We start from the raw sequence: 12,607 nt of genomic DNA, 5'->3' as shown, positions 1-12,607 counted from the left end.
TTATGATTAAAATCCAAAATCCTCAATCTAAAATCCAAAATCTAAAATCCAAGATTGCCCAGTCTCCTTATCAAGCATACGTTTATTCTTATCCCCACAAAACAGCTTATCGTCCTTTCAACCCACCTGTATATCTTCCGGAACTTTGGACGCAGCAAGATAGACAAGCGTTATTTCTCTATATACACATACCGTTTTGTGAAATGCGTTGTGGTTTCTGCAACTTGTTTACTACAGTCAGCCACAATGAAGATTTTATCAGTCAATATGTCCGCACGTTACAGCGACAGGCGCAACGGATGAAAGCGGTGTTAGATGATGCGTCATTTGCGAGGTTCGCTATCGGTGGCGGAACTCCAACTCAATTACCCATTGAACACCTCGAAACTGTTCTCGATATTGCTGAAAATACGATGGGTGCGAAATTACAGGAAATTCCCATTTCTGTGGAAGTTTCACCAGAAACCGCAACTGAGGAGAAGTTAAAACTGTTGCGATCGCACGCCGTCGATCGTGTTAGCATTGGTGTCCAAAGCTTCATCAATTCGGAAGTTTTAGCCACCCAGCGCCGTCAATCTACTACCCAAGTAGAAGCAACGCTGACAAGAATAAAAGAGATGGGATTTCCCACTCTGAATATTGATTTGATTTACGGTTTACCCGGACAAACTGTAAATACTTGGTTGCAATCAATACAAGCTACTTTGCGTTTTCAACCAGAAGAAATTTATCTATATCCATTGTATGTGCGATCGCTCACAGGTTTGGGACGCACAGATCGAGAATGGGACGATATTCGTTTAGCTTGTTATCGAGAAGGGCGATCGCTATTATTGTCAGAAGGATATACGCAAGTTTCCATGCGGATGTTTCGACGGGTGGAAGAGGGACAAGGGGGACAAGGTAGACAAGGTAGCAATATTTCTTCCTTGTCTGCCCCCTCTCCCCCCTCTCCCGTCTACTGCTGTCAAGCCGACGGGATGATTGGTTTAGGTTGTGGCGCACGTTCGTACACTAATACTTTGCACTACTCCAACGAATATGCAGTGGGAGCAAAGGGAATCAGCGAGATTTTACAAGCATATATTCAAACAGCAGATGAGTCATTTGACTACGCGCACTATGGTTTTCAACTAAATGCTGAAGAACAACGTCGGCGGTATATTTTGTTATCTTTGCTTTCCGATGAAGGATTGAATTGTGCTAATTATCGTCAGCAGTTCGGTAGTGAAGTATACGCTGATTTTCCAGAATTTTCAGAACTGCTTGCTTTGAATTTGGCGATAAAAGATGAGGATATTTTACAGTTAACTGAATTTGGCATTGAGCGTTCTGACACTATTGGCGCGTGGTTATTTTCTGAGAAAGTCCAGGAATTAATGGAGGATTATGAGTTGAAATAGTGGGTTTCAAAAAGATTTGTAGAGAAGCGATTGATCGCGTTTTTACAGATATTTACATTACATCTACCATTAAGGAAAATATGACAAACAATCAAAATCAGCCTAGAGAATTTGACGCAGTACTCGGAGGAGAAGCAGCACCACCAGTACAAGGTGTGGTTTTAGGTGGAATTGAAGGTGTTAAACAACGCTTGGCAAGTTTTCTAGTCAAAGCCAGAATAGATGCTGTAAATGACGCACTGCAATATGGTGATGCAGGTTTAGATTTAGTAATTGCGGCTTTAAATGATGAATCATCCCTAGTGCAACGTTCCGCCTATTTATTACTAAGAGAAAGAACAGAAACACAAGTAAATCAGGCTGTAAAAGCTTATAAAAGCTGGAGATTGCCTGAGCGTTTAGAGTGGTATTACGACCATCATGTAAGTAAATTTTCTAATAAAAAGGTTGAAGATTTTGACCCAGCAATTGGAATTATAGACCCTATGAGAATTGCTTATGCTATAAGATGTCGAAAATGGGAAGAAAATGTATAAATTTTTAGAGAAAAACTGAATATATTAAGTCAACATCCCAATGCCAATAAAATTGAAGCTTTAGTAATTGGTATGTGGGATAAATATGGCGATTGCGATTCCAGTGTTGTAGTTAATGCTTTAGTTGAGGTTAAAGACAAACTGAAAAATTTGAAGGCTATATTTATTGGTGATATAGAATTTTCTGAATGGATGATTTCTAGTATAGAGCAAAGTGATATCAGTCCTCTATTAAACGCTTACCCTCAGTTAGAAATCATCCAAATACGTGGAGGGAAAGGTTTACAATTCAGTCAGTTAAAACATGATAATTTAAAAGCAATTATCATTGAAAGTGGAGGATTAATTCCAGAAACTATAGCTCAAATATGTGCTTTAGATTTACCAGCATTACAACATTTAGAATTATGGCTAGGAAGTCCTAGTTATGGTGGTGATTCATTTATTGACGACCTAATGCCAATTATTAGCGGCGAATTATTTCCAAGTTTAAGTTATTTAGGACTACGAAATAGTGAATATTCTGATGATATTGCTCGTGCGCTAGTTAATATGCCTGCAATTAAGTTTCTTAATATCCTCGATCTAGCAATGGGAACTCTTTCAAATGAAGGTGCAGAAGCTTTATTTAACTCATCACACGTAAACAAACTCGATATTTTAAATCTTACTGAGAATTTTTTATCTGATGAAATGATTGAGCGTTTATCCCAGTTAGACTGTCAATTAATTAATGATAATCAAAAACAAGAAAAAGATAAGAAATACTATATATATCGCTACTGTTCTATTGCTGAATAATCAGATTTCACTAATTATTAATATGCACCTCACCATCCTCTATCGCGGCCCTTTAATCAGTTGCAACTACGGTTGTGAATATTGCCCCTTTGCCAAACGCCAACAAACAGCCGCAGAATTAGCAATTGATCAACAAGCACTAGCACGTTTTGTCAATTGGATTTCCCAACATACCCAACATCAATTTTCAATTCTTTTTACTCCTTGGGGAGAAGCTCTAATCCATTCTTGGTATCAGCAAGCACTGATAAAATTAACACAGTTGCCCAATGTTAACAAAGCAGCAATTCAAACTAATCTATCTTGTAATTTAGATTGGTTAGAGGAATGTAATAAAGATAAATTGGCACTTTGGGCAACTTTTCATTCTGAATGGGTGTCACGCGATCGCTTTTTACAAAAATGCCTCAATCTAGATAACCAAAATATCAAATTCAGCGTTGGAGTTGTCGGTTTTCCCAAGTTTCAAGCGGAAATAGCAGCTTTACGTCAAGAGTTACCAAACCACGTTTATTTGTGGATTAATGCTGTGAAAGCTGAACTTCCTAATTTATCACCAGAAAATCGAGAATTTTTTCAATCTATTGACCCATTATATGAATTAAACACTCATCATTATTCTAGCTTTGGGCATTCTTGTCGGGCTGGAAAATCAGTGATTTCTGTTGATGGTGACGGAACAATGTACCGATGTCATTTTATTAAAGCAGCAATTAGTAATATTTATGATTCTGACTGGGAAGCAGCTTTATTTGAGCAACCTTGTAGCAACCAAACTTGTCACTGTCATATTGGTTACGTTCATTTAGAATATTTAGAAATGAATAAGGTGTTTGGTTCTGGTATTTTAGAAAGAATTCCTGATAATTGGGTTAATCAAAATTGTACTGTAATATAAATATCAATGTTTATCAATTTAACTAAAAGGGTCAGAGAAAGCCACATTTTCTTCACCTTTGCACCCTACCACTTGCATTTTAACTGGTTCTTGACTTCTGAATTCTGTTTACGCTGCCACTAACTCGCGGCTTTTTAAAGCTTGCCGAGATGACAGCCAATACTTGTCGGTTAAGGGGAAAAGGGGAAAGAAAAAACCTTTAACCTTTACCCTTTAACCTTTTCCCTAAACCCAACTCCGAGTTAAAAATCCAAAACCCGAGCAGTATTGAGATGACAGCTATGCATCCTGTGACTATCAGCAAGCACAAAAATATTCGTGTGATGCCAGAGAAAATATTGCAAAGCTCTTAACTGTCAACCCGGTGAGCTGCTCTGCAAGATGCAGGCTTCAACCAAGGACTATGGGGCGTAGTGGTGGGAAGATTTGCTGTCAGGACGACTTCCCCTTTTTGGTTTAGCGCCAAACTAGTAGCTTCTATGATCGGTTCTGGTACAAAGGTAGTTGTTTTGCTGGGAACAAAGGAGCTACTGCGGTTATCATCGCTTGGATTGAGAGTCACCAAATCTACTTGCACTGCATCAGTGTTAAGAGCTTCACCTGGATTAGGGGGCAAGCCACCGCGTCCAGTGATTGTAAAACTGCTCTTAGCTAAACTTCCGCTAGCTTGACAGGTCTGTGCTACTTCAGTGTTAACTGGTACGGTTGGCAGGTTAACTAAGCCGTTGTTAGGGTCTACATCAGGTGTGTTGATTTTTACAGTACCACTTAACTCAGAACTTACCCCAGTGGCGGTGATATCGCTTGTTTTATCAGATGCGATATCTCGAAATTGTATACCAAAGACACCTTGGGCATTGATTCGTACATTCCCACCACGGAAGTTAGCAGAATTAGCGCTGATATCACTATTTTCAAAACCAACAAGGAAATCGGTATTAATATTGATGTTGCCGCCGATAACATTTTCTCCTGTTGCGTTGGTGAAAATATTGCTATTGCGGCTGATTATCAAATCTCCTGAGTTAATATTAATTGTCGCTTGCTCCCTATTCGGGTCAACTTTAGCACTGCGTGTATCAGCGCTAAGAAAAGCATCATTATTTACACGAATAGAGCGAGCATTTAATGTCATATTGCCTGCGGTTCCTATTCCCAAACTTTCCACAGCGATAAAAGCTTTATCTTGTACTAGCAAAGTATTAGTTTTAATTGTCAAATCTCCCGCATTCCCTATTGAGTTTCGCTGTGCGGAAGCAGCCAAAGCACTGCCTGTACCAATCAGTTGCACTTTATCAGCAGTGACGGTCAAATTCCCCCCATTGCCAGTACCAAATGTAGCAGCACTGACCTGTGCTCCATTCTGAATCAGTAACTCACGAGTTTTAATTGTCAACTCTCCCGCCTTTCCTGTTGAGTTTCGCTGTGCGGAAGTAGTCAAGGCACTGCCTCTACCAATCAGTTGGACTTTATCAGCGATAACAGTTAAATTTCCCCCATTGCCACTACTAAATGTGGCAGCACCTGCTTGTGCTCCATCCTGAATTAGCAACTCACCAGTATTAATCGTCAAATTTCCCGCATCTCCAGTTGCGCTTCGCTCAGTAGTAACAGACAAGCCGCTGGGAAAGCGATTATCATCAGAGCGACCAATCAATCGTACTTTGTCAGCATTGATACTTAAATTCCCTCCATTGCCACTACCAAACGTGTTGGCAGTTACCTGTGCGCCGTTCTGAACGAGCAATTCACCAGTGTTAATCGTCAAGTCTCCGGCATCACCAGTTGCGCCTTTATCAGCTTGAACAGTTAAGCTGCTATAAAGACTGTCGGCAGATTCATTAAACAGTAGCACTTTGTCAGCATTGATGCTTAAATTCCCTCCATTGCCACTACCAAATGTAGCAGCACTGACATCTACCCCATCCTGAATCAGCACTTTGCCAGCATTGATGCTTAAATTCCCTCCATTGCCACTGCCAAATGTATCAGCGCTGACATTTGCCCCGTTCTGAATCAGTAACTCACCAGCGTTAATCGTCAAATCTCCGGCATTTCCAGATAAGCCGGTGCCCGCTTCAGCAAACAAGCCACTGGAAACTTGTCTATCATCAGACATACCAATCACTTGCACTTTGTCGGCATTGATACTCAAATTTCCTCCCTTGCCCTTACCAAAGGTACTAGTGTTCACCTGTGCTCCGTCTCGTACTAGCAAGGTATTAGTTTTAATTGTTAAATCACCCGCATCCCCTGTTGAGTTTGTCTGTGTGGAAGTTCCTAAGTAACTGATACGACCATCAGCTGATTCACCAATCACTTCCACGTCTTGGACATCAACAATTAAATCCCCCCCCTTGCCAGCACCTGATGTACCAGTAACCACTTGTGACCCTCCCTCAGTTTGCAAAGTGTTAGCAGTAATATTGATGTCGCCTCCTTGCCCTTTTGCTTCTAATCCCACATAATTGGCAATTTCACTCACATTATGAAGATTAATTGCTCCAGTTGCATTAATTTCAATATTTCCCGCCTTACTAAGATCGGAACCCAGTTCAATATCTATTCCTGCAAACAGTCCACTCTCTCCTGTCATTTCTAAATTTCGGGTATTAACCGCGATACTTCCACCATCGCCAGCAGCTACATTTACTCCAGCGCCATTGCTGAGGGACACATCACTTCTTTCTACACTATTGGGAAAACTCAAGCTCAGATTATTACCATACTCATTCAACCCAACTATTCCCGCACTTGCTAACCCACCTAACTCTACTCGCCCACCAAAAGCAAACAATGCTCCACCATTCATATTGATATCACCGCCTACCAGCAGCAAACTCTTGCCATCTGGTACACGTAAACCCGTTGCTATAAATTCAGAAGATGGATTTAAACCGGAGGGAGCAACTGAGTTATTTTCGATAGATGCAATTTTGATTTGATTAAATAGTAATGCCGTTGGATTGACTGTTAGCAGCGATGAAGAACTTTCGGGATTTGAAGCGCTAAAGAAACCTTGATTGCCAAAAACGATCGCATTCGCTGTAGTCGCCACAAAGGAACCACCAACATTTAATTGAGCATTCTGACCAAATACAATTCCATTGGGATTAATCAAAAACAAATTAGCTGTACCATTAGCGTAAATTAACCCATCAATATTAGAGACCGATCCACCCGTTACCCGACTGATAATATTCTGAATATCCGCAGCATTATTAAACAAAGCAACGCCGTTAGTCGGGACAGAAAACTCCCGAAAGCTGTGGAACAAATTGCCACCTGCTTGGGTTCCTCCTTCAATGATGCTGTTGTTCCCTTCTAATTTGACACTAGAGTTATTAGGCAAAGTCCCATCCGGGATAATTTGGGCAAAAGCGCAATTTGTACTCCAAATGCTTGAACCACATATTGCAATTCCTATAAACCAGCCCCAACGAATACTTATTTTGGACATTGCAAGCCTCTTAGCAAACAGCGATCGCTAACTTTTGGTTATGTCACACTATTAATGTGGGTTTACGGTGGTTGCAGTCACCTCTAATAATTTTCAGTTGCGATCGCGTTAGTTTTACGCAAAACTTACTAATTTCTTTACATAAATTTATACGATATAATTCATCAGCCGATGCAATGGCGTTGTCAGTCGGTGCAATGGCGTTGCAAGTCGATGTAATGGCATTGTTAGTCGATGCAATGGCATTGCAAGTCAATGCAATGCCATTGTTTGTCGAAACAATCGCATCTGCGGAAGTAAATTCACAAAAAGTTAACTCCAACTCCCAACCTGAATCCCAATACGGTTCGGATAAGCATTTTTCACTTTCCTTATGATTTGGGGAAAGGGTAAGGGGTAAAGGGGAAAGGATGTATTCAAAACCTTTCCCCTTTCCCCTTTACCCTTTAACCGAACCGTATTGACCTGAATCCCACTACATGAAGTGGCGAGAGTGACTCAAAGCCAATTACCCAACAAAACATAGGGGGCCCAAAACCTGGGACGTTTATATTTAGGATTTTGCAAAAGAGCTAGTTGGGCGCGACGGAGTACTTCAGCTTTAGTCAGGTTTTTGTTGACTAACTCTTGGTAAAATTGATTCATCAACACAGCAGTAGACTCATCATCCAAGTTCCATAAAGAAGCGATCGTACTGCGCGCTCCTGCCTGAAAAGCAACACCAGCAATTCCCAGTGCAGCTTGTTCGTCGCCGGCTGCTGTTTGACAAGCACTAAGAATGAGCAATTCAATTGCTTCGGGTCTGTTTTGCTCTAGTGTTCGCACTAGTTCACTTAACTTTTTCACATAAATACGCTCATTCCAAGCGACAATAAATGTCTCCTCAGCTTTGGAGCTAAACTGACCATGAGTTGCAAGATGAACGATAGGGAAAGATAAAGAATTAATCCGATTTTGCAAAGCTTTGCTAGTAAATTCTTGATTCAGAAGGATGCTGCTAGGGATTTGAGAGTGGATTTGTTCTAATTCAAGTTTGACATTGGGTAGTGCAGAAAATCCTGAACTTGCTTGTGTCAATCCTGCGGCTATTGCCTTTAATCCTTTCTCTAATGGTTTGGGTTCAATTAATTGCAGACTGGGGGTAAGTGTAATGTTATACTTCTCAACTAGATACTGTTTGCCATCGTAGAGAACTGCCATCGGAATATTCCGCAACCAACCATCCAACACAAACACCAAAGTAGGAGTTTTAGTTTCGGCTAAGGCAGCTTCAGCAGGTTGAATTAGCCATTTGTAAACCTTCTGGGATAAAGATTGAACCTGTCGCAGCGTGTGTGGTTTGGGTAGATTTTCCTGTAGTTGCGCTAAAGTAGTTTCCAATTCTTTTTTAACTACAGGGGTAGTGTAGTGCAACCAACGCTGTTGAGGCAACTCAACGATCACCTCTAATCGGTCTGGCAAAATAAATGGATAAATAATTGTTGCCGTTGGATCTTTTTTTGGATTACTGATTTGAACATTTAAACAGTTATTGCGAAAGAAGTTTTCTAGTTCTGCTATTTGGAGTAATTCGATTGTATTGCTGGCTTTTTTGAGATTTTCAAAGCTAACTTGCAAGTTCCCCTGAGATTGCAAAAGTAAATCAACCAACTGTCGATAAACTGGTTCAACTTCCTCTCGAAAGGAAAATTTCACTGTAGAATTGACGGCAACTAAATCACTGCGGAGGGCTTGGAGATTATTAACTGCTTCTGTGTAAGCTGATACTGCTCCTTTGATATCTCCCTTAGTTTTCAGTAAACGTCCCAATTGCCATTGCCATTGATAGCCAATGTCTTTAGCATCGATAGCTTGAGCGATGAGCAAAGCTTGCTGGGTGAGGTTTTGGGCATCAGACCACTGTTGAGTTTGTTCGTAAACTTGTCCTAAAACACCAATAGCATAAGATTCTGTGCGTTTATCTTGCAAACTTTTTGCTTGTTCAATAGCAGTTGCCAGTAATTGGGCAATTTCCAACCATGAGTCCGTGTCTGCGGCGGTTTTTTTTCGGAATTGCATCAGACTTTGGGCAAAGTTAATGCGGGCAGAAATTGCTGTCCGACTAAGGGGTAAGTCGTGAAGCTGAGTTTTAATTTGAGAGGACAATGTTTGGAAAGCTGCTAATTGCTCAGTTTTTAGCAGTAGTCTGAGTTGATTGGCTTGAGCTTGGATGCGTGTAGTGGGTGAGGTTGCAGTTTTGATAGTTTGTTGATAATATTTTATAGCTGTTTGCGTGTCTTGCTGAACACGGGCTGTATTACCCAGACTGAGGAGAATATCAGCGATCGCTTCTTGATCTGGCAACGATAAAGCTACTTCTAAACTTTGCTGCAATATCTGCCGAGATGTTTCTAAATCACCAGTGACTTGCACGACATTGCCGAGACTATGCAAAGCTGCGACTTTAACAGGTGAGTTGGGTTGACTTTGGAGAATTTGGGTACTTTGCCTTAGCGTCTTCTCAGCTTGACGATAAAACCCTAAAGCTTGCAAAGCTTGCGCTTGGTTAATCTGGTTACGAATAACTGCTTTGTTGTCTCCTATTTTTTTGTAGATGTCAACCGAGAGTTGCCAAGTATTTAAGGCATCTTCAGCCTTGTTTTGAGCCAATTGTAGGCGACCTTTAATATCTAGGATTTGGGCTAGAATTTGCGATCGCTCTTTGGTGTCTATATTTTGAGCAGTTTGTAATAAGTTGAGACTTTGAGCGATCGTACTTTCTGCCTCAGCCCACTGTCCAAGTTGCTGATTAGCTAATGATAAATCGCCCAGCGTCATCGCAATTCGCAGTTCATCTCTATTGCTTTTGAATCCAGAGATAGCTTGCTGCCATACTTTAACAGCCTCAGCAAATTGTTCGGCTTTATAGAATTTTCTTCCCTGCTCATACAAGTTTTGGGCATCAACCAAGCTTTGAACAATAGAATTATCCTCTATTACATGTGCAAAAGTGGGTGGTAATAAAAGAGTGCCTAAGAATATAGCCAAAAGTAGCAGTACATTTAAAAAGCGTTTGATTTTCCATAATCTAGATTTTTTTGATACCATATTTTTGCCTCATTTGCACTGCGTCTTTACTAAAAGTAGAGAGTGTAAGTTGCTATATCAACCTCCCTAAATTTTTTTCAGAAATCAAATATCAGTCCTATAGTTAATAAAACAATAAAGAGTATGAGGGCAACACGCTGCGTGAAAATCTCGGATTGGCACGCCCCGCTAAGAGGATGTCTAAAAAGTTATTTTATATACATTTAACTCTTGAAGATCCCCCTAAATCCCCCTTAAAAAGGGGGACTTTAAGACTCTTATTCCCCCCTTTTTTAAGGGGAGTTAGGGGGGATCGATAAATATTTGATACTTCTCAGACATCCTCTAACCGCTTCTTCAATACCAGTCTGGTGTAAACCGCGATCGCTAGTATCAAACCTATGGTTTCTTTCTTTTTACCACTTGCATCAATAGCACCATCATCCTTAGTGCTTGATTTTTAAATTAGCTTGTGTTAACTTCCATACAATCATAATCAACTGTAATTCTGTATAATTACAGTGAATTACTTAAATTAGAGAGTTTATAAATTGAGTCTAAGAGGTTGTTTGAAAAGTGTTTCGCTGTGGCTTTAGGACTTTTAGCTCCCCCACTACACCCTCATGGTATGACCACAAACATGACAGATGAAAGAAGTCAATTAAGAACCACTTTTAATCAAGTAGCACTGTTGTATGACCAAGTTCGACCAGGATATCCAGAGGCACTTTTTGACGATGTGGTGTCTCTCTCAAAAATCACTCCAGACGGAAAGATATTAGAGATTGGTTGTGGTACTGGTCAGGCAACTGTGCCCTTTGCCCGCCGGGGTTATCGTATACTCTGCATTGAGTTGGGCGAGAATCTTGCTAAAGTTGCTCAAAAAAATCTGGCTGCTTATCCGCAAGTAGAAGTGCGTAACATCGCTTTTGAGGATTGGGTGACGGAAGAAAATGCTTTTAATTTAGTGATTTCGGCGACTGCTTTCCATTGGCTTGACCCAAGTATTGCTTACAAAAAAACGGATCTTGCTCTCACATCTGAAGGAGCGATCGCGCTATTTTGGAATGAACACGTACATAGTGATTTTAGTAATTGCTTCTTTGAGGAGGTGCAGGAGCTATATCGCCGCTTTGTTCCTGAGTTAGTTAAGGATGATCAGCCTCTTCTTCGTGAGCATGAAGTACCTAGTAAAACAAGTGAGATTGAGCAAACCGGTTTGTTTGGCAAAGTGACATATCGCTCTTATCGATGGGATGCAAAATATGATACTGCAACCTATCTCAACCTCTTGAATACCTACTCTGGTCATCTTAGTTTGGATAGCCTTAAAAAGGCGCGTTTTTTCGATGCGATCGCTGAATTAATTAATACTAAATTCAATGGTCAAATAACTAAAGGTTACTTAACTACTTTATACGTAGCTCACCTATTTTCATAGGGAACTGGTTGCCAATAACGATGTTTCGCCCACCTGATTGTGATGCTCCCAAAGGAAGTCGCCTTCTTGCGATCGCTGTGTTGATTTTACAGGAAGTCTTACGTCACAAATTAGTAGAAATTGAAAAAATACTAAAACAAAATTAAAGATCGGTCGCTACCCTCTACTAACAGCAATTCTCATTTGAAGATTTCCTGACATAAAAACCCTTGTTATTCAAAGGGTTAACAATTCTTAACAATTTCATTGAACGCTCAAATGACGTAAACTGGTTTCAAAATGAGAATTGCTGCTCTGCTAACTAATTGTCACTGTTTTAGTAATTAGATGTACGAATATATTGATGCTTAGAAATTATCCTTAAAAATAGAATACCGCTCACTAAGCCGATGCCCAGCAAAATTATTGAAGTCCGAGAGTACACCGTCAGAGCGCACAAGCGGGAAATTCACACCCGCGTTTTCAACTTCGTATGCAAGCAGTGCGAACAACCGACCCAGAGAGAAACTTTTGGTGTACGACCGCTTTACTGTGAAAAATGCCGCCCTCCTCAACCTCCCAAGAGATCAACAGTAGTCCCTATCGGCAAGAGGAAACCTAGAGCTATGAACTACAAGAGTGGGAAAGATATTGCAGGATAAGTTCTTGTCTCAAGGATAAAGATGATCGCTGTAGGGGGTAAGTAGACGGTCAACCCCTGCGGGGAATTCAAAATTCAAAACTTGTACTGAGCGCAGTCGAAGTATTCAAAATTCACGCATTGAAGACCCCACGGATAAATCCGGGGGCTTGAATTAATGTTGCTTTGCATTTTTTCTTTTCCATAAATAAATTTGGAGACGGTAATGAATCCGACTCAGCGATGATGATGTTTTACGTGAATACAAAGCACAACAGTCTACTGAGCGAAGTTTCCGGTTTCTCAAAGATCCGTTGTTTTTTACTTCAAGCGTCTTCCTCAACTCAACTCAACGAGTTGCCGCATTGGCAATGGTTATGGGT

General features: G+C 40.6%; 10 protein-coding genes and 1 pseudogene. 9 read left to right on the top strand and 2 right to left on the bottom strand.

The window, feature by feature from the left end; translation table 11 throughout:
- Positions 1 to 2: 2 nt before the first annotated feature.
- From RMX98_RS28175 to RMX98_RS28160, 4 genes are all read left to right on the top strand, one after another.
- Positions 3 to 1,403, top strand: a complete 1,401-nt coding sequence (locus tag RMX98_RS28175) for an STM4012 family radical SAM protein (protein WP_322681961.1) — start codon at positions 3 to 5, stop codon at positions 1,401 to 1,403.
- A gap of 80 nt (positions 1,404 to 1,483) precedes the next feature.
- Positions 1,484 to 1,939 (top strand): hypothetical protein, encoded by a 456-nt coding sequence (locus RMX98_RS28170; RefSeq protein ID WP_409881921.1) that lies wholly within the window; start codon positions 1,484 to 1,486, stop codon positions 1,937 to 1,939.
- Positions 1,940 to 2,740, top strand: coding sequence for an STM4015 family protein (locus RMX98_RS28165; protein ID WP_322682010.1), 801 nt, complete (start codon positions 1,940 to 1,942; stop codon positions 2,738 to 2,740).
- 22 nt (positions 2,741 to 2,762) lie between these two features.
- Positions 2,763 to 3,638 (top strand): STM4011 family radical SAM protein, encoded by an 876-nt coding sequence (locus RMX98_RS28160; protein WP_322681959.1) that lies wholly within the window; start codon positions 2,763 to 2,765, stop codon positions 3,636 to 3,638.
- Positions 3,639 to 3,987: 349 nt separating this feature from the next.
- On the opposite strand, the gene RMX98_RS28155 is transcribed toward RMX98_RS28160, so the two are convergent.
- Positions 3,988 to 7,098: a filamentous hemagglutinin N-terminal domain-containing protein gene (locus RMX98_RS28155; protein ID WP_409881488.1), complete on the bottom strand. Its 3,111-nt coding sequence runs from the start codon at positions 7,096 to 7,098 to the stop codon at positions 3,988 to 3,990.
- A gap of 56 nt (positions 7,099 to 7,154) precedes the next feature.
- Between RMX98_RS28155 and RMX98_RS28150 the strand changes: the two genes are divergently transcribed.
- On the top strand, positions 7,155 to 7,475 hold the full coding sequence (locus RMX98_RS28150) for a hypothetical protein (protein WP_322682104.1): 321 nt from the start codon (positions 7,155 to 7,157) through the stop codon (positions 7,473 to 7,475).
- A gap of 121 nt (positions 7,476 to 7,596) precedes the next feature.
- On the opposite strand, the gene RMX98_RS28145 is transcribed toward RMX98_RS28150, so the two are convergent.
- Complete coding sequence (locus RMX98_RS28145; RefSeq protein WP_322682103.1) at positions 7,597 to 10,185, bottom strand: CHAT domain-containing protein; 2,589 nt, start codon at positions 10,183 to 10,185, stop codon at positions 7,597 to 7,599.
- A gap of 565 nt (positions 10,186 to 10,750) precedes the next feature.
- Here RMX98_RS28145 and RMX98_RS28140 point away from each other — a divergent pair.
- From RMX98_RS28140 to RMX98_RS28125, 4 genes and pseudogenes are all read left to right on the top strand, one after another.
- Entirely contained in the window at positions 10,751 to 11,605 is an 855-nt protein-coding gene (locus RMX98_RS28140) for a class I SAM-dependent methyltransferase (RefSeq protein ID WP_322682102.1), read from the top strand.
- Between the two features lie 20 nt (positions 11,606 to 11,625).
- A complete protein-coding gene (locus tag RMX98_RS28135) occupies positions 11,626 to 11,751 on the top strand; it encodes a hypothetical protein (RefSeq protein ID WP_322682101.1) in 126 nt (41 codons plus the stop codon).
- Positions 11,752 to 11,994: 243 nt separating this feature from the next.
- Positions 11,995 to 12,246 (top strand): hypothetical protein, encoded by a 252-nt coding sequence (locus RMX98_RS28130; RefSeq protein ID WP_322682100.1) that lies wholly within the window; start codon positions 11,995 to 11,997, stop codon positions 12,244 to 12,246.
- Between the two features lie 211 nt (positions 12,247 to 12,457).
- Positions 12,458 to 12,607 (top strand): annotated as a pseudogene (locus RMX98_RS28125) (IS1634 family transposase); the annotation flags it as partial.

Source organism: Nostoc sp. DedQUE02 (assembly GCF_034531035.1).
Classification (GTDB): Bacteria; Cyanobacteriota; Cyanobacteriia; order Cyanobacteriales; family Nostocaceae; genus Nostoc.
Note: the sequence above shows the minus strand (reverse complement) of the source record. Positions and strands in the feature narration are given on the sequence as shown.